Genomic DNA, 24121 nt, shown 5'->3' with positions numbered 1-24121 from the left:
CGCGTCAGGCCGCTTTATTGCGATTTACGAACCCGCAGATACCACTCGGACAGCAGGCGTACCTGCTTGTCGGTGTAACCGCGCTCGACCATGCGAGTGACGAAGTCGTTGTGTTTCTGTTGGTCCTCCTTGCTCGCTTTGGCGTTGAAACTGATGACTGGCAGCAGGTCTTCGGTGTTGGAGAACATCTTCTTCTCGATCACCACGCGCAGTTTTTCGTAGCTGAGCCAGGTCGGGTTTTTGCCATTGTTGTTGGCCCGGGCGCGCAGCACGAAGTTGACGATCTCGTTGCGGAAATCCTTCGGGTTGCTGATGCCGGCGGGTTTCTCGATTTTCTCCAGTTCCTCGTTGAGGGCTACGCGGTTGAGAATTTCTCCGGTTTCCGGATCGCGGTATTCCTGATCCTGAATCCAGAAATCGGCGTACAGCACATAGCGGTCGAAGATGTTCTGGCCGTATTCGCTGTAGGACTCCAAGTAGGCGGTCTGGATTTCCTTGCCAATAAACTCGATATAGCGCGGTGCCAGATACTCCTTGATAAAACGCAGGTAGCGCTCACGGGTCTCTGCGGGGAACTGTTCCTGCTCGATTTGCTGCTCCAGCACATAGAGCAGGTGCACTGGGTTGGCGGCGATTTCGTGCGGGTCGAAGTTGAAGACCTTGGACAGGATCTTGAAGGCAAAGCGGGTCGACAGGCCGTTCATGCCTTCATCTACACCGGCGCTGTCGCGGTATTCCTGAATCGACTTGGCCTTGGGATCGGTGTCCTTGAGATTTTCGCCGTCATATACGCGCATCTTCGAGTAAACGTTGGAGTTCTCCGGTTCCTTCAGGCGGCTGAGCACGGAAAACTGTGCAAGCATCTTTAAGGTGTCCGGCGCGCAGTGGGCCTTGGCCAGGGAGCTGTTGATCAGCAGCTTGTCGTAGATCTTGATCTCATCGGAAACGCGCAGGCAGTAGGGCACCTTGACGATGTAGATGCGGTCGATGAACGCCTCATTGTTCTTGTTGTTGCGGAAGCTGTGCCATTCCGACTCGTTGGAGTGAGCCAGCAGAATGCCGCTGTACGGAATCGCGCCAAGGCCTTCGGTGCTGTTGTAGTTACCCTCCTGGGTGGCGGTGAGCAGTGGGTGCAGCACCTTGATCGGGGCCTTGAACATCTCGACAAACTCCATCAGGCCTTGGTTGGCGCGGCACAGTGCACCGGAGTAGCTGTAGGCGTCGGCGTCGTTCTGCGGGTATTCCTCCAGCTTGCGGATGTCCACCTTGCCGACCAGTGCGGAGATGTCCTGGTTGTTCTCATCGCCTGGTTCGGTCTTGGCCACTGCGATCTGGTTGAGGATCGAGGGGTAGAGTTTGACCACGCGGAACTGGCTGATGTCGCCGCCGAACTCCTGCAGACGCTTGGTCGCCCAGGGCGACATGATGCTGTTGAGGTAGCGCCGGGAGATGCCGTAATCCTCTTCGAGGATGGCACCGTCTTCAGCATCACTGAACAGCCCTAGTGGCGATTCGAACACCGGCGAGCCCTTGATGGCATAGAAGGGTACTTTTTCGATCAGGTGCTTGAGCTTTTCCGCCAGTGAGGATTTACCGCCGCCTACTGGGCCGAGCAGGTAGAGGATTTGCTTCTTCTCTTCCAGGCCCTGAGCCGCATGGCGGAAGTAGGAGACGATCTGGTCGATGCACTCTTCCATGCCATGGAAGTCGGCAAACGCCGGGTAACGGCGAATCACTTTGTTGGAGAAAACTCTGGAGAGTCGTGGGTCTGTTGACGTGTCGAGCAGTTCCGGCTCACCGATGGCCAGCAACAGGCGTTCAGCTGCCGAGGCGTAGGCGCTGCGATCCTGTTTGCATAGTTCGAGGTACTCCTGGAGGGAAAACTCCTCCTGGCGAGTCGCTTCGAAACGTTGTTGGAAGTGGCTGAATATGCTCATGACTTCACCTCGCTCGATGCGCAGAGCCGGTGCGGGTTCGGTCAGGCGCTTGGTAGCCCCGGTGCGGATGCCGCCGGGTAAAACCCCCAGAACACCAAATAGTCATACCGATGGCCCGATGCCGTTTGGCCGGCTCTACCTTGTTTTGGATGGCCTGAGCTAAAGGATAGTTCGGAATCGGCGAGGTCAAGGGCCGAGCAACGATAACAGGCTATTACCGCTGCTCGGCAATGCCCGGCAGGCCACAGCTGGTGCGGCCTGGGCGTGGAGAAAATTATTCTTCCGCGCTATGTGCGGTGTCGTTGGGGAACGTCGCGCGCCACAGTTCAAAGCCGCCGTCGAGGCTGTAGACATCGCTGAAGCCCTGGCCGACCAGATAGGCCGCCGCACTCTGGCTGGAGTTGCCGTGGTAGCAGGTAACGATCAGTGGGGCATCAAGATCGGCCTGGGTGATAAAGGCGTGCAGTGAATGATTGTCGAGGTGCTGCGAGCCACTGATATGCCCTGCCGCAAAACTCTGCGGGTCACGGATGTCGACCACCACCGCACCTTGCTGGCGCAATGCTTGTGCCTGCTCGGGGGGGATGCGTTTGAACTCACTCATGCTTGCTCCTTACAGTCGCAGCTGTATTTCTCGCCGCTATCGATATTCATCAGGGTCATGCTTGCGCCCCATACACAGCCGGTGTCCAGAGCGATTACGTCAGGCTCTGGGGATTGCCCTTCAAGCGCCGCCCAGTGGCCGAAGATGATGCGCTGGCCGCGGGTTTTGCGCTGTTTGTAACTGAACCAGGGGGCATATCCGGCCGGGGCACTGCCGACGCCTTCCTTGCTTTTCAGATCAAGGGTGCCATCGGCTTTGCAGAAGCGCATGCGGGTGAAATAGTTAGTGATTACCCGCAGGCGCGTCACGCCCTGCAGGTCGCCGTCCCATTTGGCCGGCTCGTTGCCATACATGCCGTCGAGAAACAGCGGCAGGCGCGCGTCATCGCGCAGGGCCTCTTCTACTTCGGCGGCGCGCCGGAGGGCTTTGTCCATGCTCCACTGCGGCGGGATGCCGGCATGCACCAGGGCGGTGTCGCGAGCCTCATCGTAATGCAGCAGCTTTTGCCGGCGCAGCCAGTCGAGCAAATCGGCGGCATCCGGTGCCTCGATGATCTCGCGCAGGGTGTCGCCTTTCTTCAGGCGTTCGATGTTGTGCGCCACGGCCAGCAGGTGCAGGTCATGGTTGCCCAGCACGCAGGTCAGTGCATCACGCATGTTGTAGAGAAAGCGCAGCGTCGCCAGCGATTCAGGACCACGGTTGACCAGATCACCGACCAGCCAGAGCTGGTCCTGCGCAGGGTCGAAGGCCACACGTTCAAGCAGGCACTGCAGGGGTTTCAGGCAACCTTGCAGGTCGCCTACTGCATAAGTGGCCATCAGTGCAACGAGCCCGGCACCGCCAGGCGGAAGGGCGCGATCACGGCATCGAAGCGTTTTCCGTCCTCGGCGAGCATCTGGTAGCTGCCCTGCATGATGCCGACGCGGGTGGTCATCACTGTGCCGCTGCTGTAGGTGTGGCTGGTACCGGCTGCGATCAGCGGCTGCTGACCAACTACGCCTGCGCCACGGACTTCCTGCACACGGCCATCACCATCGGTGATGACCCAGTGGCGGGACAGCAGCTTGGCCGGCAATTCGCCGTTGTTGCTCACCGTGACGGTGTAGGCAAAGGCAAACCGGTTCTGCTCCGGTTGCGACTGCTCCGGCAGGTAGCGGGTGACGACGCTGACGTCGATGTGGTAACGCGAATCGCTCATGCGTAATTAACTCGGTAGGCAGAAGGCCAGTCTAGCTGCAGTCAGGTGGCGTTGGTGTGCTCGGCCAGTTTGTCTGCCAGGCGCACAAACGCAGCGAGGTCCAGTTGCTCGGGACGCAGGCTGCCATCAACACCAGCGGCCTCGATGGCCTCAGCGGGCAGCAGCGCCTTGAGGGTGTTGCGCAAGGTCTTGCGGCGTTGATTGAAGGCTTCGCGCACCACGCGCTCAAGCAAACGGTGATCCTTGGCCGGATGTGGCAGCACCTCGTGCGGCACCAGGCGGACGATGGCCGAATCGACCTTCGGTGGCGGGTTGAACGCGCCAGGCCCGACATTGAACAAGTGTTCCACGCGGCAGTGGTACTGCACCATGATCGACAGGCGACCCCAGTCGCCACCACCTGGTTCGGCGGCCAGGCGTTCGACCACTTCTTTCTGCAGCATGAAGTGCATGTCGCGAATCAGGGCAGCGTTATCCAGCAGGTGGAAGATCAGCGGCGTAGAAATGTTGTACGGCAAGTTGCCGACCACGCGCAGGCTGTGCGGCGCAGCTTGCAGTTGGGTGAAGTCGAACTTGAGGGCGTCGCCCTGATTCAGCCGGAATCGCGGGTTGTCGCCGAACTGGCCTTGCAGGATCGGTACTAGGTCGCGGTCGAGTTCGATCACGTCTAGCTGCGCGCCGCTGTTCAGCAAGCCTTCGGTCAGTGCGCCCTGGCCTGGCCCGATTTCCAGCATGTGTTCGCTTTCGCGGGCGTGGATGGCGCGCAGGATGCGGTGAATCACCCCGGCGTCATGCAGGAAGTTCTGGCCGAAACGCTTGCGCGCGCGGTGTTGGTACTCGGACATGCAGCAGCTCCAGGCTTCACGCCAGGGGTGTGAAGCGAATGTAACGCGGGTAGAAAGCCCGGCAGTTTAACAGCATTGGCGGCTTGCGCCCTGTGATGGGCGTTGCTGTCAGCCGCTTTTCAGCTGGCTGGCGGTCATTTCATAGGCCGTTTGCAGGGCGACCTGTAGGCTGCCGCAGTCGATCTTGCCGGTGCCAGCCAGGTCCAGTGCAGTGCCGTGATCGACCGAGGTGCGGATGATCGGCAGGCCTAGCGTAACGTTGACCGCTGCGCCGAAGCCCTTGTACTTGAGTACTGGCAAGCCCTGATCGTGGTACATCGCCAGCACTGCATCGCACTGCTCGAGGTGCTTGGGGGTGAACAGGGTGTCGGCCGGCAGGGGGCCGATCAGGTCGATACCTTCGCTACGCAGTTGCTGCAGGGTGGGCTCGATGACTTCGATCTCCTCCCGGCCCAGGTGGCCGCCTTCGCCGGCATGCGGGTTGAGGCCGCAGACCAGAATGCGCGGCCGTGCGATGCCGAATTTCGTGCGCAGGTCGTGGTCGAGGATGCGCGTGACCCGGCTGAGGCGTTCGGGGGTGATGGCGTCGGCCACATCCTTGAGTGGCAGGTGCGTGGTCACCAGTGCCACGCGCAGGCCGTGGGTGGCGAGCATCATCACCACCTGTTCGGTGCGAGTCAGTTCGGCGAGAAACTCGGTGTGTCCGGAGAAGGCAATTCCGCCTTCGTTGATTACGCCCTTGTGCACGGGGGCGGTAATCATTCCGGCAAAGTGGCCATCGAGACAGCCCTGGCCGGCCCGGCTCAGGGTCTGCAGCACGTATTGGGCGTTCTGTGGGTTCAACTGGCCGGGGCTGACCGCTGCAGCCAGAGGCGTGTCCCAGACATACAGGCTACCAGCGGGCGCTGCATGGATTGGCCAGGTCTCGGGTGCGACACGGATCAGGTCAATGTTTAGGCCAAGCATGCGCGCGCGTTCAGCCAGCAAGTCGCGACTGGCAATGGCGATCAGGGCATGCGGCTGCGCTTCACGGGCCAGCAGCAGGCACAAGTCAGGGCCTATTCCGGCAGGTTCACCGGGGGTCAGGGCAAAGAGACGGGCAGTGTTCATCGACGGGTGCTCTCGAGGGTGTCAGCGGGCGTCATTGATTAGGTGCGCTGCATTATGCGTCGTTACAAGGACTTGGCGCAGTTAACTACACGCTCAGAAAAAAGCCCGGTTATGCATGGGCATAAACCGGGCTTGATCTGTCGCGGGGCGAGTGGCCATGCCTGTCAGAGTTTGGTCTCGACGTAGGCTTCATCACGAATTTGCCGCAGCCAGGCCTGCAGTTCTTCATCGTACTTGCGGTTGCGCAGTACGGTCATGGCTTGCTGCTCGCGGAACTGTGCGCTGCTGTCTGTCGCGCGACGACCCATGACTTCCAGCACATGCCAGCCGTAAGGGCTCTTGAACGGCTTGGACAACTCACCTGCCGGCGTGTTGTTCATCACTTCGCGGAATTCTGGGACCAACGCGCTCGGGTCGATCCAGCTCAGTGTGCCGCCATTAAGTGCGGAGCCTGGGTCTTCGGAGAAGTTCTTTGCCAGCTCGGCAAAGTCTTCGCCCGCCAGGATGCGCTGGTAGAGGCGCTCAACCAGGCGCTTGGTCTCGGCTTCGCTGCGGATTTCGCTGGGTTTGATCAGGATATGGCGCACATTGACTTCGTCGCGCACCTGATTGCCGCCTCCGCGCTTCTCCAGCAGTTTGATCATGATAAAACCACCCGGTGTACGCACCGGCTCGGTCACCTGACCCACTGAGAGCGCTGCAATCATGTTGTCAAATGGCGGTGGCAGCTGTCCGGCTTTACGCCAGCCCATTTCGCCGCCTTCCAGTGCGGTCTCGCTGGCCGAGCGTGCAATCGCCAGCTGGGCGAAGTCCGCCCCCTGTTGCAGTTGCTCGTACAGTTCACGTGATTGCCGGTCGGCGGCCTGGATTTCCTCAGAGGATGCCCCTTCGCCGACCGGGATCAGGATGTTGGCCAGGCGGAACTCTTCGGACAGCTGCATCTTGCCTAAGTCCGAGGCGAGGAAGTTCTGCACTTCCTGGTCGGTAACCTGAATACGCTCGGCCACACGGCGTTGGCGCACGCGGCTGATGATCATCTCGCGACGAACCTGGTCACGCGCATCATTGTAAGACAGCCCGTCCGCAGCCAGTGCTGCGCGGAACTGCTCGATGCTCATGCCGTTGCGTTGAGCGATGGTGCCAATGGCCTGGTTCAGCTCTTCGTCAGTGATGCGAATGCCGGAGCGTTCGCCGATCTGCAGCTGGATGTTCTCGATGATCAGGCGCTCAAGCACCTGCTGGCTCAATACATGCTCAGGCGGTAGTGCGGCGCCGCGCTGGGCGATGGTTTGCTGCACTTCACGCAGGCGTGAATCGAGCTGGCTTTGCATCACCACATCATTATCGACAATCGCCACAACGCGGTTGAGCGGTTGTACCTCAGCGTGTGCCGCAGTACCCATAAACAGCGCGCCCAACAGCAGGGGGCGCACGCAATCAGAAAGCTTTGTCTTCACGTTCACGATAACCTTGAATGCCTTGGTCGAGGAAAGTCTCAACTTTATTGCCGACTACACCACCCAGACCTTTGAGCACGATCTGCAGGAAAATCCCACGATCTGCCTGGTCGTTCAGCGATGGACTCAGGCTGACTTCGTCGTAGTCAATCCAGTAGCGGTTGATCAGACGCAGTTTCCAGCAGCAGCTGTCATATTCGAAGCCGGCGAATGCCTCCAGCGTGCGGTTGCGACCATAATCATATTGCCAGCGGGAGATTGCGCTCCACTGCGGCACGATCGGCCAGATAACCGAGAAGTCATGTTGGCTGATCTTGTAGTAGTCCTTGATGTAATTTGCGCTGCCAGGCGTACCGTAGTCGCCACCGCCCACAACCCAGTTACCGGTTGCTTCGTCATAGCGCACGGTGTCGTTGCGATAGCGATAGCCAGCGTTGACCACCTTGTTCGGGTTGTCTTCTGGTTGGTAGTGGAACATCGCGCTACCCGAGCGGGTGCTGCCGCTATCCGGATCCCAGTTGAAGTCCGATGAGAAGCGCCAGTCGCGGTTAAAGCGGTAGAGATACTCAAGGGCGTAAGGCGATACCGATGCAGTCGAGTCACTGCGTGTGCGGTAATCGATGCCGGGCAGCTGCACCTGGCGGTCTTCGAAGTAGAAGGCCTGGCCGATACTGAAGCGCTGACGCTCAAAGCCATTCGGCTCAATCCAGCGGTTGGTTACGCCCAGCGACAGTTTGTTCTCGTCGCCGATACGGTCCTTCCCGGAAAAGCGGTTTTCACGCCACAGCGAGGAGTAGCTGAACGTGCTCTCGCCTGTGTCGAAAATTGGGATATCGGTCTGGTCTTCTTCTGGCACATAGAGGTAGAACAGGCGCGGCTCGAGGGTCTGTCTATAGGACTTACCGAACCACTGGGTGCTGCGGTCGAAGTACAGGCCGCTGTCCAGGCTAAACATGCCAACACTGCGGTTCTGGTTGCCTTTATATGTCTGTTCGGCAAGCAGGGTGTTCTTACCTTGCTGATCGAGGGTCAGATCGTAGCTGGTTTGCAGGAACTTGACCTGAGGTGTGATAAAGCCCCAGTTCCAGTTGAGTGGCAAGCTGGCGCCAGGCTCGACATGCAGGCGTTCACCATTGGCGCGGGCCAAACCTTGCAGGCGGGTGTCGTACCATGGCTGTTCAACTACGCCGTCCTCATTAATGAAGTTGCCTTTACGCAAGCTGCGGTCGAAACGCACATATTCCGTGCCGTAGCTGAAGTTCACTCCGGCCGGCTTGAATGGCAGTACACCATCCAGCGTCAGCTGTGGCAGGCGGTTGTAAGGGGTAACATCAGTGATATTGGCCAGTTCGTAGGCGTGTGCGTTCAACCGCGCGGTGTAGCTGTCGCCTCGATAGGTCAGGGTGCCGCGTTGGTCCACATAGCTGGTCGCGCCAATGCCCAGGTCGGTATTCAAGTCCTGGAAATAGTACGGGTCGCTGATGTCGGTGTAATCGACCTCAGCCAGCAAACGCGAGGTCAGGCCGGTCTTGTGCTGCCAGCTGTACATCCAGCGCTGATCTTCGTACTCGGACTGCAGTTTGCGGTCGTCGTTGCTGTCGTCGAGGTAGGCTGCGCCGAACTGGCCTTCGCTGTTCTTGGTGAGGTAGCGAAATTCGCCTTCCATCAGCAAGCCGCGATCGCTCATGTAGGTCGGATACAACGTGGCGTCGTAGTTCGGCGCCAGGTTGAAGTAGTAAGGCGTCTGCAGGGTCAGGCCGTTGTCGCTGGAGCTGCCGATGCTGGGCGGCAGGAAACCGGACTGACGACGATCATCGATCGGGAAGTAGATATACGGTGTATAGAACACCGGAATATTCTTCACCCGCAGGGTCACGTTGGTCGCGGTGCCAAAACCGGTGGCCGGATTCAGGGTGATGTTGTTGCCCTTCAGGTGCCAGGCGTTGCTGCCCGGTTCGCAGCTGGTGTAAGTGCCGTCTTTCAGGCGGATGATCGCGCTTTCTTCACGTTTGGCGTAGAGCGCGTTGCCGCGAATATGGCTCTTGTGCAGGACGTATTCGGCGTTGTCGACCTTGGCTTCACCGTTGTCCAGTTGCAGCTCTGCACGGTCACCCACCACCAGCATGCCCTGATCTCGCAGGCGTACATTGCCGACCAACTCACCACGGTTTTCCGCCTGGTGCAGGTTGGCTTCGTCTGCCTCAACCTGCATACCCGCTTGGCGTACGACGACATCACCGGCGAGGGTGGCAATCTGTTGCTCTTGCTGATAACGCGAAGCCTTGGCCGATACGAACATCGGCGCTTCGTCCATTGGCGTCTTGTCGTCCATGCCTGGACGAATCGGCTCTACATACGCACCGGCGCAATAGGGGCCGGCTTCTGCCAGCTGGGCGGCGGTGAGGTTTTCACGCGGCACCCAGTCAAGGTGGCTGTAGTCAGTGCTGCGTGAGGCCAGGCCTTTACCAAGGCTTTCGGTCACCAGCGTGGTTTGCGCTGCTTGGCTCTCGCCAGGTGCAGTGCTGCCATCAGCGGTCTTGCTGCTGGCAACCGAATCACGTTGTACTGGCCGGGCGGGCAGTGCAGCATTGCTGGCTTTCGGGGCGCATGCCCAGCCGCCGGAGGCGGAAACCTGGCAATCATACTGCTCGGCAGCGACGGCAAAAGGGACTGCTACAGGCTGTAGCGCCAGAAGGCTGCCAGTAACCAGTAGAGGGAATTTTTTACGAAACGCGGGGTATTTTACTGCCATCTTATTTTTTCCGGGCTTCCTGCGCGCCATTGGCCCTGAGGCCGCACGCCTCTCGATGGGCTTGAAAAGATGCTGGATAATAAAGCATGACCCGCGCAACGGCTAGCGCCGTCGGAGACCTTGTAATGCCTGATGAAGATGTACGCCTGAAACTCCTCGAAAACTGGCTGGATCAGCAGCTGCCTGGGCTGTTTGCCGAGCAGGGCTGGGGTGCTGTGCCCGCTGCCACCCTGACGTCGGCTAGCAGTGATGCCAGTTTTCGCCGCTATTTTCGCTGGCAGGGGGCGGGGCGTAGCCTGATTGTGATGGATGCGCCACCGCCGCAGGAAGATTGTCGGCCCTTCGTCAAGGTTGCCCAGTTGCTGGCTGAAGCACAGCTCAATGTGCCGCAGATTCTCGCTGCGGATCTCGAGCGAGGTTTTTTGCTGCTCAATGATCTGGGGCGGCAGACCTATCTGGATGTGATTAATGAAGGCAACGCGGATGAGCTGTTTGCCGATGCCATGCAGGCACTTTTGGCTTTCCAGCAGCTGTCGATGAACACGCCATTGCCCAGCTATGACGATGCATTGCTGCGTCGTGAACTGCAGCTGTTTCCTGAGTGGTATGTACAGCGTCACCTGGGCGTGACGTTGACGGCTGCGCAGTTGGCGCTCTGGCAGCGCGCCAGCCAGGTGCTGATTGACAGCGCCCTGGCGCAACCCAAGGTGCTGGTGCACCGTGACTACATGCCGCGCAACCTGATGCGCAGCGAACCGAACCCCGGCGTGCTGGACTTTCAGGATGCGGTCTACGGTCCAGTGACTTACGACATCACCTGTTTGTTCAAGGATGCTTTCCTCAGCTGGCCTGAGGTGCGTGTACGCAGTTGGCTCGAACAATATTGGCAGCAGGCGCGCACTGTTGGTGTGCCGGTTCAGCCGCAGCTTGATGACTTTCTGCGCGCCAGCGACCTGATGGGGGTGCAGCGCCACCTCAAGGTGATCGGCATCTTCGCGCGGATCTGCCACCGTGATGGCAAGCCCAAGTACCTGGGGGACGTGCCGCGTTTCTTCGCTTATATAGAAGGGGTGCTGGCGCGGCGCCCTGAGCTGGCCGAGCTGGGTGAGCTGCTGGCCAGTTTGCCGCGGGAGCCTGTATGAAGGCGATGATTCTGGCTGCAGGCAAAGGTGAGCGCTTGCGGCCGTTGACCCTGCATACGCCGAAGCCGCTGGTGCGTGCTGCTGGTGTACCGTTGATCGAATACCACGTCCGTGCCTTGGCGGCCGCCGGGTTTACCGAGCTGGTGATCAACCATGCCTGGCTTGGGCAGCAGATCGAGGATTACCTGGGTGATGGTGCGCGCTTTGGTGTGCGCATTGCCTATTCCGCTGAAGGCGAGCCCCTGGAAACCGGCGGTGGGATTTTCAAGGCCCTGTCGTTGCTTGGCGATCAACCCTTTGTGCTGGTCAATGGCGATATTTTCACCGACTACCCCTTTGCCGAGTTGCGCCGCCCGTTAAGCGGTTTGGCTCACCTGGTGCTGGTGGCCAACCCGACGCATCACGCGAGCGGTGATTTCTGCCTGCAGGGCGAGCGGGTCAGTGATGTCCAAGCGGAGGGAGTCAACCTGACCTACAGCGGCCTGGCGGTATTGTCGCCTGCGTTGTTTGCCGAGTGTCAGCCTGGGGCGTTCAAACTTGCGCCCTTGTTGCGCCAGGCCATGACTGCAGGTCAGGTCACCGGTGAGCAGTTTGCCGGGTGCTGGGTGGATGTGGGCACGCATGAGCGCCTGGCTGAAGTCGAACGATTGCTTGAGACGCGGGCTTAAGATGATTTGGCCCGCCACCTTGTTGGGTGCTGTTGCCGGGCTGGCGGTGGCCAGTATTCCTGGAGCCATGCTCGGCGGTTTGCTCGGTCAGGTGCTGGATCGGCGGCTGCGGCTGCAGTCCTGGGCGGCGCTGCGTGAACGCCTGGGTGGTCGGGCGGCACCGCGCGATGAGTGGCTGCTGTTTGTGCTGCTCGGGCGTTTGGCGAAAAGCGGTGGGCGTGTGCTACCTGCACATATCCAACAGGCGCGGGCAGAGATGCAGCGGCTGGGTTTGAGTGCCGAGGCGCAGCGTCAGGCGATTGAAGCGTTTGCGCAAGGCAAGACCGGGCGCGATAGCCTGCGTGGGCCGTTGCGCCGTCAGCAGGCGCGGGCTGAAACCCTGCTGCGCGCCTGTTGGCGGATGGCCTGGGCCGATGGTCAGGTCAGTCAAGCGGAGCGTGAGCTGATCATGCTCTGGGGCAAATGGTTGCAGGTTTCCTCGGCAACCCAAACGCAGCTGAGTGACGCTTGTGCACCACAGCAAGGCCCGCTGGTGTCGACGGCCAGCAACGCCTATCAGCGTGCCCTCACGTTATTGAATGTAACTGCCGATGCCGAGCCTGCGCAGATCAAGCAGGCGTACCGGCGTTTATTGAGCCGCCACCACCCGGACAAGCTGGCGGGCAGCGGCGCAACGCCTGAGCGTGTGCGCGAAGCCACCGAACGCACCCGTGAATTGCACCAGGCCTATGACCTGATCCGCCAACGTCACGGTTTTCGCTAGGCCTACTGTGGCGCGGCAAGGGCTGCGTGGCCGGATTACTTCGCCTGCAGTTTCAGGGTCAGCCAGCCTTTGATGCGCCGATAAAGCTGTTCCTGTTCGGCCTCGCGATTGCCCGGCAGCGCCTTCATGGCCACCTGGATATAGGCTGGATGCTTCTGCCGTTTGCCCGCTTGTGAGCGTTTCAGTGCTGCCTGGCGGTCAGCGACCTGGTCCTTGTAGTAAAAGTCGCCTGTGGCCAGCTGCAGTTGCGGAATCAGCTCATCCAGAGGAGGCGTGAAACCTGCGGGCAGTTCGGCGGCGACCAGCAGCAGGTTGCTGACCTTGGCCGGCTTGCGTTCGGCCAGGTAGCGCGCGGCCCAGTAAGCGCCGCTACCATGGCCGAGCAGAACGATGGTTTTGGCCTGTTGCTGTTCGGCAAAACCAATACTGGCTTCAATGCGTGCCAGGACGCGTTCGGCATGCGTCTTCTGCCGCGCTTCCGGGCTTGGCGTTGCGCTGGCAGCGGGCGTGCTGGCTGCAGCTGCGGATGCGTCCGTTTCGGCTGGCGCTTCAGTTGGTGCGGCTTCGCTGGCAGGTGCGCTGTCGGTGTTGGCCTCCGTGTCGGTTGCGGCGGGTGTGGCGGACTCCGTTGCGACGTCACGCAGGGGAGGGGCATCGCTGTTGGGGTCCGGCAGAGTCAGGCTGAGACTGTGCCAGCCGCCATTGGGCAGCTTGCGGCGCAGTGGGCCAACGCCCTGCGGCCAGTCGGCATTCTCATCATCGCCCGGTACGAGAATCACTGCTCCACTGGGGTCGGCGACATTGGCAGGTAACCAGAGGGCCAGAAAGCGTTCATCGCCCGCCTGCAGTTGCTGCTGTTCCTTCTGCTCCAGACGTTGCTCCAGCGCAGTGGCATCCACTTCGCTGCGCTCGGGTAGGGGGGCGCGGACTTCTGCCGCAGGTGCGGGTGAACTGTCGGTGGTTGCGGGGGCTTCTTCTGTGGGCGTTTGTTCTTCCGCCTGCAGTGGGCTGATCGATAGCAACAGGCTCAGGGTCAGGGCGGCGTGGCGCGAAAACATGGGGTTCTCCGGCGAACATCGTGTTTCAGCAGCCTAGCCTTTTCCGCTCGGCTTTGTCAGGTGTCGTTCACGCGCGCCAGGCCTTGGATCGGGCTGGTACAATGCGCGCCTTCCGTGAATACCACCGAGGTGCGTCATGCAACCCTTCGCCATTGCTCCGTCGATTCTGTCTGCCGATTTCGCCCGCCTGGGCGAGGAAGTGGACAAGGTGCTCGCCGCCGGTGCCGACATCGTGCACTTCGATGTGATGGACAATCACTACGTGCCCAACCTCACCATCGGCCCGATGGTCTGCGCGGCGCTGCGTAAATACGGCATCACCGCGCCGATTGACGCGCACCTGATGGTCAAGCCGGTTGACCGCATCATCGGCGACTTTATCGAGGCCGGTGCCACGTACATCACCTTCCACCCGGAAGCCAGCGAGCATATCGACCGCTCGCTGCAGCTGATTCGCGACGGTGGTTGCAAGGCCGGTCTGGTGTTCAACCCGGCCACCCCGCTGGAGGTGCTCAAGCACGTCATGGACAAGGTCGACATGATCCTGCTGATGAGCGTCAACCCAGGTTTCGGTGGGCAGAAATTCATTCCCCATACCCTAGAGAAACTCAAGGAAGCTCGCGCGCTGATCGACGCCTCTGGTCGTGAAATCCGTCTGGAAATCGACGGCGGGGTGAATGTACAGAATATCCGCGAAATCGCAGCTGCCGGTGCCGACACCTTTGTCGCAGGCTCGGCGATCTTCAACCAGCCGGACTACAAAACGGTGATCGACGCGATGCGTGCCGAATTGGCTCAGGCTCGCGGATGAGTTTGCTGCGCGGGTTGTTTAACGGCGAGTTGCCGCGCCTGGTGATGTTCGATCTGGACGGCACCTTGGTCGATTCGGTGCCGGATCTAAGCGCCGCCGTCGATAAGACCTTGCGCGGGCTTGGCCTGCCGGCAGCAGGCATCGAGCGGGTGCGCGACTGGGTGGGCAACGGCGCGCGGGTGTTGGTACGCCGTGCCCTCGCGGGCGGCCTGCAACATGAGCATATAGATGAGGCTCGAACCGAACAGGCGCTGGAGCTGTTTATGCAGCACTACGCCGAAAACCACGCGCTGACCCAGGTCTACCCTGGCGTGCGGCCAACCCTGGACTGGCTGCGTGAGCAGCAGGTCGAGCTGGCGATTGTCACCAACAAGCCCGAGCGCTTTGTCGCGCCGTTGCTCGATGAAAAAGGCCTCGGCGGTTATTTCCGCTGGATTGTCGGGGGCGACACTTTGCCCCAGCAGAAGCCTGATCCGGCGGCGCTGCGGCATGTGTTGCAGCTGGCGCGTGTGCCGGCTGCTCAGGCGCTGTTTGTCGGTGATTCCCGCAATGATGTGCTTGCAGCCAATGCCGCCGGGGTACCTTGCGTAGCGCTGAGTTATGGCTACAACCATGGCCGGCCGATTGCCGAGGAGCACCCGGCGTATGTGCTGGATTGCCTGAGCGGCCTGCTGCGTCCCGCCGAGCCTGTGCTTTTGCCGGGTCTTGCGGGTTGATTCGCTTTCGGCCCTGCGCTAGTGTGGCCGCAGTTCACTCCCGCCTGAATTAAGAGAGTTTCGTGGTGGTCACCTGCACGCGCTGGTCGGCAAGCACCGACATGAAAATCATCAAGGCACTGGCCCGTTGGCGCTGGCGCCTCTGACCTGATCTTGGCTTTAAGCAAAGCCCGCCTGCATTCGACCGTATTACCTCAAGCCACGAGGCTGCTCATGACCCGCGAAGAATTTCTGCGTTTAGCCGCTGCCGGCTATAACCGCATTCCTGTTGCCTGCGAAACCCTGGTGGATTTCGACACGCCGCTGTCCATCTACCTGAAACTGGCCGATGAGGCCAATACCTACCTGCTGGAATCCGTGCAGGGCGGCGAGAAGTGGGGGCGCTACTCCATCATCGGCCTGCCGGCGCGCACCGTGTTGCGTGCCTATGAGCATGAGGTGAGCATCAGCGTCGACGGTGTCGAAGTAGAACGGCATCACTGCGAAGACCCACTGGCCTTTGTCGAGCAGTTCAAGGACCGCTACAAGGTGCCTACGCTGGCCGGGTTACCGCGCTTTAACGGTGGTTTGGTCGGTTACTTTGGCTATGACAGCGTGCGTTATGTCGAACCCAAGCTGGCCAAAGGCGTTAATCCTGATGCCTTGGGCACGCCGGATATCCTCTTGATGGTGTCTGACGCCGTGGTGGTGTTCGACAACCTGGCGGGCAAGATGCACGCCATTGTGCTGGTCGACCCGAGCGAAACCGATGCGCTGGAACAGGGGCAGGCGCGCTTGCAGAACATCCTGCACAAGTTGCGTCAGCCGATTACCCCGCGCCTGGGCGTGGACCTGTCGGCACCGGCCGGTGCTGAGCCGGACTTTATCTCCAGCTTTAAACGCGATGACTACGAAAATGCGGTCAAGGCGATCAAGGAGTACATCCTCGCCGGCGACTGCATGCAGGTGGTGATCTCGCAGCGCATGTCGATCCCGTTCAAGGCCGCGCCGATTGATCTGTACCGCGCGCTGCGCTGCATCAACCCGACGCCTTATATGTACTTCTTCAACTTCGGCGACTTCCACGTGGTCGGCAGCTCGCCGGAAGTGCTGGTGCGTCTGGAAGATGGCTTGGTCACCGTGCGCCCGATTGCCGGCACCCGCCCACGCGGTGCGAACGAAGAGGCGGATCGGGCTCTTGAAGAAGACCTGCTGTCCGATGCCAAGGAAGTCGCCGAGCACCTGATGCTGATCGACCTGGGCCGCAACGACGTCGGTCGGGTGGCCAGCACGGGTAGCGTCAAACTCACCGAGAAGATGGTGATCGAGCGTTATTCCAACGTTATGCACATCGTTTCCAACGTCACCGGCCAGTTGAAGGAAGGCCTGACCGCTATGGACGCGCTGCGCGCCATTCTGCCGGCGGGCACCCTGTCCGGCGCGCCGAAGATTCGCGCCATGGAAATCATCGACGAGCTGGAGCCTGTCAAGCGCGGCGTCTACGGCGGCGCGGTGGGTTATCTGGCGTGGAACGGCAATATGGACACCGCCATCGCCATCCGTACAGCGGTGATCAAAGATGGCGAACTGCATGTGCAGGCCGGTGCCGGCATCGTTGCCGACTCGGTGCCTGCACTGGAGTGGGAAGAAACCCTGAACAAGCGTCGCGCCATGTTCCGCGCCGTTGCTCTCGCCGAACAGACTGCCGAATAAGGGGTTACGCCATGCTTTTAATGATCGATAACTACGACTCCTTCACCTACAACGTGGTGCAGTACCTCGGCGAACTGGGGGCTGACGTGCACGTGATCCGTAATGACGAACTGTCGATTGCCGAAATTGAGGCGCTGCAGCCTGAGCGCATCGTGGTTTCGCCCGGCCCGTGTACGCCGACCGAAGCCGGGGTGTCCATCGAGGCCATCCTGCACTTTGCCGGCAAGCTGCCGATTCTCGGCGTGTGCCTGGGCCACCAGAGTATTGGGCAAGCTTTTGGCGGTGATGTGGTGCGTGCCCGTCAGGTGATGCACGGCAAGACCAGTCCGGTGTTCCACCGCGATCTGGGCGTCTTCGCCGGCCTGAACAACCCGCTGACGGTCACCCGCTATCATTCCCTGGTGGTCAAGCGCGAAACCTTGCCGGACTGCCTGGAAATCACCGCCTGGACGCAGCACGAGGACGGTTCGGTGGATGAGATCATGGGCCTGCGCCACAAGACCCTGCATGTTGAGGGCGTGCAGTTCCACCCGGAGTCGATTCTCACCGAACAGGGCCACGAGCTGTTTGCCAACTTCCTCAAACAACAAGGAGGCCTGCGCGGATGAATATCAAGGAAGCCCTCAACCGGGTGGTCAATCAACTCGACCTGAGCACCGAAGAAATGCAGGACGTCATGCGCGAGATCATGACGGGCCAGTGCACGGATGCGCAGATCGGCGCCTTTCTGATGGGTATGCGCATGAAGAGCGAGACCATCGACGAGATCGTCGGTGCCGTTTCGGTCATGCGTGAGCTGGCCAGCCATGTGCACTTGCAGACCCTCGATCATGTGGTCGATGTGGTCGGCACCGGCGGCGATGGTGCGAACATCTTCAACGTCTCCACGGCGGCAAGCTTTGTGGTTGCGGCTGCAGGCGGCAAGGTGGCCAAACACGGCAATCGGGCCGTTTCTGGCAAGAGCGGCAGTGCTGACCTGCTGGAGACTGCAGGGATCTACCTGAGTCTGACGCCCGTGCAGGTGGCGCGCTGTATCGAGGGCGTCGGGGTCGGCTTCATGTTTGCCCAGGTGCATCACTCAGCGATGAAATATGCCGCCGTGCCACGTCGTGAGCTGGGCCTGCGTACCCTCTTTAATATGCTTGGCCCGCTGACCAATCCGGCCGGGGTCAAGCATCAGGTGGTGGGCGTGTTCAGCCAGGCACTGTGCCGGCCGCTGGCCGAGGTGCTCAAGCGTCTGGGCAGTCAGCACATCCTGGTGGTGCATTCGCGCGATGGCCTGGATGAGTTCAGCCTGGCGTCGGCGACTCATGTCGCCGAATTGAAGGATGGGCTCATCACCGAATACGACGTGCTGCCGGAAGACCTCGGGCTGAAGAGCCAGAGTTTGGTCGGCCTGGCGGTGGAAAGCCCGGAGGCCTCGTTGGCACTCATTCGTGATGCCCTGACGAAGCGCAAGACCGAAGCCGGGCAGAAAGCGGCCGACATGATTGCCCTGAATGCCGGTGCGGCGCTGTATGCAGCGGACCTGGCGAGCAGCCTCAAGCAAGGCGTGCAGCTGGCCCATGACGCCTTGCACACCGGCCTGGCCTGGGAAAAATTGCAGGAGTTGGTGTCCTTTACCGCTGTATTCAAAGAGGAGAATGCCGGGTGAGTATTCCAACCGTTCTGGAGAAGATTCTCGCGCGCAAGGCAGAAGAAGTCGCCGCGCGCCGCGCCGTTGTCTCACTAGCCGAGCTTGAACAGCAAGCCCGCACTGCCGATCCGGTGCGCGGTTTTGCCGAGGCACTGATCAGCCAGGCCAAGCGTAAGCAGCCGGCGGTGATCGCTGAAATCAAGAAGGCCTCACCGAGCAAGGGCGTGTTGCGCGAGCATTTCGTGCCGGCCGAGATTGCCCAGAGCTATCAGAGCGGCGGCGCCACCTGCCTGTCAGTGCTCACCGATATCGACTTCTTTCAGGGCGCGGATCGTTACCTGCAGGAAGCCCGTGCCGCCTGCGCGCTGCCGGTGATTCGCAAGGATTTCATGATCGATCCGTACCAGATCGTTGAAGCCCGCGCCCTGGGCGCTGACTGCGTGCTATTGATCGTCTCGGCGCTGGGAGATGCGCAAATGGCTGAGTTGGCTGCCACGGCCAAGGCATTCGGTCTCGATGTGCTGGTGGAGGTGCACGACGGCGAGGAGCTGGAGCGGGCGCTGAAAACCCTGGATACGCCGCTGGTGGGGATCAACAACCGCAACCTGCACACCTTTGAGCTGAGCCTGGAAACCACTCTCGACCTGCTGCCACGGATTCCGCGTGACCGCCTGGTGGTGACCGAGAGCGGCATCCTCAACCGTGCCGATGTCGAGCTGATGGAAATCAGCGAGGTGTACGCCTTTCTGGTCGGTGAGGCGTTTATGCGTGCCGACAATCCGGGGGCCGAGCTGGAGCGCCTGTTCTTCCCTGGGCGCAAGCGGGTGATCGCCTCTCCTGATGTGGAATGAATCCATCACACAATAAAAAAGCCGGCGTATGCGTCGGCTTTTTTATGTCTGCAGTCTTCCGCGGGTGGCTTAGCGCGTGCCGAACACCACCATGGTCTTGCCCTTGACGCTGACCAGGCCCTGTTCTTCCAGGGCTTTGAGGACACGCCCCACCATCTCGCGCGAGCAACCGACGATGCGGCCGATCTCCTGACGGGTGATCTTGATCTGCATGCCGTCGGGATGGGTCATGGCGTCAGGCTGCTTGCACAGATCGAGCAGGGTACGCGCGACGCGGCCGGTGACGTCCAAGAAGGCCAGGTCGCCGACCTTGCGCGTGGTGTTGCGCAGGCGCTCAGCCATCTGGCTGCCCAGGGCATAGAGAATGTCCGGGTCCTGTTGGGTGAGTTCGCGAAACTTGGCGTAGCTCAGCTCCGCCACTTCGCACTCGGTCTTGGCACGCACCCAGGCGCTGCGTTCTTTTTCGGCCCCGTCCTTTTCGAACAGGCCCATTTCGCCGAAGAAATCCCCGGCATTAAGGTAAGCGATGATCATTTCCCGACCATCATCGTCTTCGATCAGGATGGTGACCGAACCTTTGACGATGAAGAACAGCGTTTCACAGCGATCGCCTGCATAGATAATGGTGCTCTTGGCGGTGTAGCGGCGGCGGTGGCAATGCGCGAGAAGCTTGTCGAGATTTTTTATTTTAGGTGTAAGGGTAATAGCTACCATGCCCGAATCCCGAATTTATAAAGGTAAGCCGTTGTGCGGCTGAAGTTCTAATAATAGTTATCTCTACAAGTGTGCCAGTAAATCGCTATCTGCTTAACCACCAGTCCAATACTAGGTGTTGTTTTGCGACCTGGCTAACACTCAGCGGCGAGCTTTTGGCTCTCTTGGCACTCAAAGAGGTTGTCGCGGTGCTGTGCTAAGCTGCCTCCCTTTTTAACAGCGGAGCCCAAGTAATGAAAGCGCGTATTCAGTGGGCCGGCGAAGCCCTGTTTATCGGAGAGTCGGGCAGCGGCCATGCGGTGGTAATGGATGGCCCGCCAGAGAGCGGTGGGCGCAACCTGGGTGTGCGCCCGATGGAGATGGTGCTGATCGGCCTCGGTGGTTGCAGTAACTTCGATGTAGTCAGCATCCTGAAAAAATCCCGCCAGGCGGTAGAGAGTTGTGAGGCCTTTCTGGAAGCTGAGCGCGCTACGGAAGAACCCAAGGTGTTTACCAAAATTCATCTGCATTTTGTGGTCAAGGGGCGCGGTCTGAAGGACGCTCAGGTCAAGCGTGCAGTCGAGTTATCGGCGGAGAAGTACTGCTCGGCCTCGATCATGCTGGGTCGCGGCGGCGTCGCGATCACCCACGACTACGAGATTGTCGAGCTGGGCGAGTAAGCGGTTGCAGATACCTCGTGACATGAAAAAGGGCACCTCGGTGCCCTTTTCTGTGCCTGCGATTCAGTTCTATACGCGGTAGGTGGTGCTGGTCATTACCTTGGCCAGCAGGCTCATGCCGAACTTCACCGGTGCCGGGAAGCGCAAGCCACCAGCGTCCAGTGCGTTGCAGGCATGTTGCTCTTCATCGACACGCATCTGCTCGAGAATCGCACGGGATTTCTGGTCTTCCTGCGGGATCTGCTGCAAGTGATCGTCCAAGTGTTTGACCACTTGATCTTCAGTGGCGGCAACAAAGCCCAGGCTGACCTTGTCGCTGATCAGACCAGCCGCAGCGCCGACACCGAACGACAAGCCGTAGAACAGCGGATTGAGGATGCTCGGTTGGCTGCCCAGCTGACGGATGCGTTGTTCGCACCAGGCCAGGTGATCGATTTCTTCATCGGCGGCATGCTCCATCGCCTGACGTACCTGCGGCAGCTTGGCGGTTAGCGCCTGGCCCTGATACAGCGCCTGGGCGCAGACTTCACCGGTATGGTTGATGCGCATCAGCCCGGCCACATGCTGGGCTTGGCGCTCGTCCAGTTCGGCCTCCGGCTGCACGATAGCCGGTGATGGCCGTGCCGGCTGGCCGCTGAATGGCAGCAGGGTGCGCAAGGCAGCATCGGCTTGCAGCAGCAGGCGATCAACAGGTGAGAAGTGACGTTCGCTGGCCATAGGGACCTCCTGCGATGATTACGGCGCTCAGTTTACTCCACGCGCGGGAGAAGGTCTGTTGACGTTTCGTCGCAGCCTGGCTGCGCTTCGGCCTCAGGGCAGTTCGCGCAGCACGCGAAAACCCAGGGCGTAGTCCTTGTGTTGTGGCTGCTTCATGTCGCGCTGGCTGCTGCGCAGGTAGCTCGGGCCGCTGTTCCAGGCGCCGCCGCGGACCACCCGCGGGCTCTGATCCATCAAACTGGCGCGGTGCTGTTCGCTGCCGTCGAAAGGGCTGGCGAAGCGCGAGGCGGTCCACTCCCAGACATTGCCGGCGGTGTCATGCAGGCCGAAGGCATTGGCAGCGAACTGGCCGACACGCTCGGTCTTGCTCTGAATCAGGCGCGAAGTGGCACAGCCACGGCAATGCGCGCGCGGTCGGGTTTCCGGGCTGTCTAGCTGTTCGCCCCACCAGTAGTAGCTGGTGCTGCCGGCGCGCGCGGCGTATTCCCATTCAGCCTCGGTGGGCAGGCGGTAGCGCTGCCCGGTGACCTTCGACAGCCACTGGCTGTAAGCCGCAGCCTGGTGCCATGACACATGGATCACCGGCCGCTGCGCCGACAGCCCCCAGCCCTCGTTGTCCGGCATTGCCGTGGCGGTGGCTTCGGCGTAGTGCTGCCAGTCGGCGAAGCTCACTTCATAGCGGCCGATGGCGAAGGATTGGTTGATCTCAATCGGCGTCAGTGGCCGCTCGTTATGGTTGCCACGGCCGCTGTGGTCACCCAGCAGATAGCGCCCGGCCGGCACCACAACCAGCTGTGGTCCTTGCTGGCCCTGTGGCAATACGTCGTTAAATACGCTGCCAACCGTATGCGCCTGCGTTGGATTGCCAATCAGCAGGGCGAGCATGCTCAGCGCGCCGAGTAATGCGCGATTCAACCCGGTGGCCATGTCATCTGCCGCTGACCCAGTACATGCATATGGATGTGATGCACCGTCTGGCCGCCCAGATCATTGCAATTCATCACCACGCGAAAGCCTTCTTCACAGCCGTGCTCTTGGGCCAGGCGCTGGGCGGTAAAGAGGATATGCCCGGCCAGCGGCGTGTCAGCGGTGCTCAGATCATTGAGGGTGCTGATGTGTTTTTTCGGGATAACCAGAAAGTGCACCGGAGCCTGTGGACCGATATCGTGAAAGGCCACCACCTGATCATCTTCATAAAGCTTGCGCGCTGGTACCTCACCAGCGACGATCTTGCAAAACAGACAGTCCATGACAGTCCCCCCCGGTCACTCAAAAGAGGGCCGAGTTTAGTAGACAAGGAGTGCGGGTGAAAAACGATATTCATGATCTGGGCCTGGTGTTGGATTCCAAGACCAAGCTGGTGCTGATCGAATCCTGGGACGAGCCGCGGGTGCTGGAAACCCTGACCGGGCTCGCCGTACGCCGTGGCCTTGGCTTGCAGGTGTGGTCGGTAACCGAGGGTTTGCAGCGTGTGGGCTATTCCATTCAGGAACCGGTCGACAGTGCCACCCTGGAGCCGGAAACCGCGCTGCGTCTGATCAAGGCGGATACGCAGCCGACACTGTATGTGCTGTGCGATCTGCATCCGTTTCTTGAGGACAACCCCAAGCTGGTGCGCCTGCTCAAGGAAATCGCTATGAGTGAGGACCCCAGCAAGCCGACGCTGGTGCTGGTGTCTCATGCCTGCAAGTTGCCGCCTGAGGTGCAGCGATACGCCTCACGCTTTAGCCTGTCTCTGCCTTCCGAGGAGGAGTTGCTGGCCATCGTACGCGAGGAAGCCACCGGCTGGAGTGCGCGCAACCGCAATGCCCGCGTGCGTACCGATAACCGCACTTTGCAGCAGGTGGTGAAGAACCTGCGTGGCCTTAGCCACGCCGAAGCGCGGGCGCTGGCGCGCAATGTGATCTGCGATGACGGGGCAATCACTCAGGAAGACCTGCCGGAACTGAACAAGACCAAGTTCAGCTTGCTTGACCTCGATGGCGTGCTGAGTTTCGAGTACGACACCGCGCGATTCGCTGAAGTCGGTGGGTTGAACAATCTCAAGCGTTGGCTGGGGGAGCGGCAGGGTATCTTCCTCGAAGGTAAAGGTGTCGATCTGCCCAAAGGCGTGCTGCTGGTGGGGGTGCAGGGCGGCGGCAAGAGTCTCGCCGCCAAGGCTGTCGCGGGTCTGTGGGGCTTGCCCCTACTGCGTCTGGATTTTGCCTGCCTGTACAACAAGTTTTTTGGCGAGACCGAGCGTAACCTGCGTGAAGCCCTCAAGCTTGCCGAGCAGATGGCTCCCTGTGTGCTGTGGATGGACGAGATCGAGAAGGGCCTGGCCAGCGGTGATCACGATGGTGGCGTCAGCCAGCGCGTACTGGGCACTCTGCTGACCTGGATGGCCGAGCGCAAGGCTCCGGTATTTATGGTGGCCACCGCCAACGTGATTTCCCGGCTACCGCCGGAGCTGGTGCGCAAGGGGCGCTTCGATGAGCTGTTCTTTGTCGATTTGCCGGACGCGGCGGTGCGTGCCGAAATCTTCCGTATCCACTTGGCGCGGCGCGAGCTTGAAGTTGCGGGTTTCGATTTGACGCAACTGGCGGCGGCCTGCGAAGGGTTTTCCGGTGCGGAGATTGAGCAGGCGGTGGTCAGCGCCCTCTATGCATCGCAAGCCCAGCAACAGACGGTCACCCAGGCCTTGCTGCTGCAGAGTATCCAGGGGACGGCGCCACTGTCGGTGGTGATGGCCGAAGACCTTGCCGCTCTACGTGCCTGGGCGGATGGACGCACGGTCAACGCGGGCTAATGG

At 60.6% G+C, this 24121-nt stretch carries 23 protein-coding genes and 1 pseudogene; 11 read left to right on the top strand and 13 right to left on the bottom strand.

The features are described 5' to 3' along the window. Positions 1 to 14: 14 nt before the first annotated feature. The 8 genes from DBR00_RS12525 to DBR00_RS12490 form a co-directional block, all read right to left on the bottom strand. Complete coding sequence (locus tag DBR00_RS12525) at positions 15 to 1937, bottom strand: PrkA family serine protein kinase (RefSeq protein WP_108488555.1); 1923 nt, start codon at positions 1935 to 1937, stop codon at positions 15 to 17. A 274-nt stretch (positions 1938 to 2211) separates the two neighbouring features. Continuing rightward, entirely contained in the window at positions 2212 to 2541 is a 330-nt protein-coding gene (glpE, locus tag DBR00_RS12520) for a thiosulfate sulfurtransferase GlpE (RefSeq protein WP_108488556.1), read from the bottom strand. Beyond that, positions 2538 to 3359 carry a symmetrical bis(5'-nucleosyl)-tetraphosphatase gene (locus DBR00_RS12515; protein ID WP_108488557.1) on the bottom strand — a complete coding sequence of 274 codons (822 nt, stop codon included), beginning with the start codon at positions 3357 to 3359 and terminating at the stop codon, positions 2538 to 2540. The genes glpE and DBR00_RS12515 overlap by 4 nt, the downstream gene beginning before the upstream one ends. After that, entirely contained in the window at positions 3359 to 3739 is a 381-nt protein-coding gene (apaG, locus tag DBR00_RS12510) for a Co2+/Mg2+ efflux protein ApaG (protein WP_108488558.1), read from the bottom strand. The genes DBR00_RS12515 and apaG overlap by 1 nt, the downstream gene beginning before the upstream one ends. A 41-nt stretch (positions 3740 to 3780) precedes the next feature. Next, positions 3781 to 4584: a 16S rRNA (adenine(1518)-N(6)/adenine(1519)-N(6))-dimethyltransferase RsmA gene (rsmA, locus tag DBR00_RS12505; protein WP_108488559.1), complete on the bottom strand. Its 804-nt coding sequence runs from the start codon at positions 4582 to 4584 to the stop codon at positions 3781 to 3783. Between the two features lie 108 nt (positions 4585 to 4692). Next, complete coding sequence (gene pdxA, locus DBR00_RS12500; RefSeq protein WP_108488560.1) at positions 4693 to 5694, bottom strand: 4-hydroxythreonine-4-phosphate dehydrogenase PdxA; 1002 nt, start codon at positions 5692 to 5694, stop codon at positions 4693 to 4695. 164 nt (positions 5695 to 5858) lie between these two features. After that, the gene (locus DBR00_RS12495) at positions 5859 to 7097 is read right to left on the bottom strand and encodes a peptidylprolyl isomerase (RefSeq protein WP_371920663.1); all 1239 of its coding nucleotides are present in this window, start codon (positions 7095 to 7097) and stop codon (positions 5859 to 5861) included. Positions 7098 to 7131: 34 nt separating this feature from the next. Then, positions 7132 to 9903: an LPS-assembly protein LptD gene (locus DBR00_RS12490; protein WP_108488562.1), complete on the bottom strand. Its 2772-nt coding sequence runs from the start codon at positions 9901 to 9903 to the stop codon at positions 7132 to 7134. A gap of 125 nt (positions 9904 to 10028) precedes the next feature. Between DBR00_RS12490 and DBR00_RS12485 the strand changes: the two genes are divergently transcribed. From DBR00_RS12485 to DBR00_RS12475, 3 genes are read left to right on the top strand one after another with little or no spacing between them, the layout of a single operon-like run. Then, the gene (locus DBR00_RS12485; RefSeq protein WP_108488563.1) at positions 10029 to 11045 is read left to right on the top strand and encodes an aminoglycoside phosphotransferase family protein; all 1017 of its coding nucleotides are present in this window, start codon (positions 10029 to 10031) and stop codon (positions 11043 to 11045) included. Next, a complete protein-coding gene (gene murU / locus DBR00_RS12480) occupies positions 11042 to 11713 on the top strand; it encodes an N-acetylmuramate alpha-1-phosphate uridylyltransferase MurU (RefSeq protein ID WP_108488564.1) in 672 nt (223 codons plus the stop codon). The genes DBR00_RS12485 and murU overlap by 4 nt, the downstream gene beginning before the upstream one ends. A 1-nt stretch (position 11714) precedes the next feature. Then, positions 11715 to 12476, top strand: coding sequence for a TerB family tellurite resistance protein (locus tag DBR00_RS12475; protein WP_108488565.1), 762 nt, complete (start codon positions 11715 to 11717; stop codon positions 12474 to 12476). Positions 12477 to 12511: 35 nt separating this feature from the next. Here the strand turns inward: DBR00_RS12475 and DBR00_RS12470 are convergent, their stop codons facing one another. Further along, on the bottom strand, positions 12512 to 13534 hold the full coding sequence (locus DBR00_RS12470; RefSeq protein ID WP_108488566.1) for an alpha/beta hydrolase family protein: 1023 nt from the start codon (positions 13532 to 13534) through the stop codon (positions 12512 to 12514). A gap of 136 nt (positions 13535 to 13670) precedes the next feature. Between DBR00_RS12470 and rpe the strand changes: the two genes are divergently transcribed. The 6 genes and pseudogenes from rpe (at position 13671) to trpC (ending at position 19240) form a co-directional block, all read left to right on the top strand. After that, positions 13671 to 14345, top strand: coding sequence for a ribulose-phosphate 3-epimerase (gene rpe / locus DBR00_RS12465; protein WP_108488567.1), 675 nt, complete (start codon positions 13671 to 13673; stop codon positions 14343 to 14345). Beyond that, positions 14342 to 15207, top strand: a pseudogene (locus DBR00_RS12460) (phosphoglycolate phosphatase). The gene rpe and the pseudogene DBR00_RS12460 overlap by 4 nt, the downstream one beginning before the upstream one ends. Positions 15208 to 15274: 67 nt before the next feature. Continuing rightward, the gene (trpE, locus tag DBR00_RS12455; RefSeq protein WP_108488569.1) at positions 15275 to 16753 is read left to right on the top strand and encodes an anthranilate synthase component I; all 1479 of its coding nucleotides are present in this window, start codon (positions 15275 to 15277) and stop codon (positions 16751 to 16753) included. Between the two features lie 11 nt (positions 16754 to 16764). Next, positions 16765 to 17361: an aminodeoxychorismate/anthranilate synthase component II gene (locus DBR00_RS12450; RefSeq protein ID WP_108488570.1), complete on the top strand. Its 597-nt coding sequence runs from the start codon at positions 16765 to 16767 to the stop codon at positions 17359 to 17361. Further along, positions 17358 to 18407: an anthranilate phosphoribosyltransferase gene (gene trpD, locus DBR00_RS12445; RefSeq protein ID WP_108488571.1), complete on the top strand. Its 1050-nt coding sequence runs from the start codon at positions 17358 to 17360 to the stop codon at positions 18405 to 18407. The genes DBR00_RS12450 and trpD overlap by 4 nt, the downstream gene beginning before the upstream one ends. Beyond that, positions 18404 to 19240: an indole-3-glycerol phosphate synthase TrpC gene (gene trpC / locus DBR00_RS12440; RefSeq protein ID WP_108488572.1), complete on the top strand. Its 837-nt coding sequence runs from the start codon at positions 18404 to 18406 to the stop codon at positions 19238 to 19240. Before trpD ends, trpC begins: the two co-directional genes overlap by 4 nt. 69 nt (positions 19241 to 19309) lie before the next feature. Here trpC and crp read toward each other — a convergent pair whose 3' ends face one another. After that, positions 19310 to 19954 (bottom strand): cAMP-activated global transcriptional regulator CRP, encoded by a 645-nt coding sequence (gene crp, locus DBR00_RS12435; protein WP_108488573.1) that lies wholly within the window; start codon positions 19952 to 19954, stop codon positions 19310 to 19312. Between the two features lie 233 nt (positions 19955 to 20187). On the opposite strand from crp, the gene DBR00_RS12430 reads away from it, so the two are divergent. Next, on the top strand, positions 20188 to 20613 hold the full coding sequence (locus DBR00_RS12430; RefSeq protein ID WP_108488574.1) for an OsmC family protein: 426 nt from the start codon (positions 20188 to 20190) through the stop codon (positions 20611 to 20613). Positions 20614 to 20682: 69 nt separating this feature from the next. Here DBR00_RS12430 and coq7 read toward each other — a convergent pair whose 3' ends face one another. From coq7 to DBR00_RS12415, 3 genes are all read right to left on the bottom strand, one after another. After that, on the bottom strand, positions 20683 to 21330 hold the full coding sequence (gene coq7 / locus DBR00_RS12425) for a 2-polyprenyl-3-methyl-6-methoxy-1,4-benzoquinone monooxygenase (protein ID WP_108488575.1): 648 nt from the start codon (positions 21328 to 21330) through the stop codon (positions 20683 to 20685). Between the two features lie 93 nt (positions 21331 to 21423). Beyond that, entirely contained in the window at positions 21424 to 22257 is an 834-nt protein-coding gene (locus tag DBR00_RS12420) for a formylglycine-generating enzyme family protein (protein WP_108488576.1), read from the bottom strand. Beyond that, entirely contained in the window at positions 22242 to 22580 is a 339-nt protein-coding gene (locus DBR00_RS12415) for a histidine triad nucleotide-binding protein (RefSeq protein ID WP_108488577.1), read from the bottom strand. Before DBR00_RS12415 ends, DBR00_RS12420 begins: the two co-directional genes overlap by 16 nt. Positions 22581 to 22636: 56 nt before the next feature. On the opposite strand from DBR00_RS12415, the gene DBR00_RS12410 reads away from it, so the two are divergent. Further along, positions 22637 to 24118, top strand: coding sequence for an AAA family ATPase (locus DBR00_RS12410; protein ID WP_108488578.1), 1482 nt, complete (start codon positions 22637 to 22639; stop codon positions 24116 to 24118). Positions 24119 to 24121: the final 3 nt, after the last annotated feature.

Source organism: Pseudomonas sp. HMWF032, assembly GCF_003060885.1.
Taxonomy (GTDB): domain Bacteria; phylum Pseudomonadota; class Gammaproteobacteria; order Pseudomonadales; family Pseudomonadaceae; genus Aquipseudomonas.
This window is presented reverse-complemented; position numbering and strand designations above follow the sequence as displayed.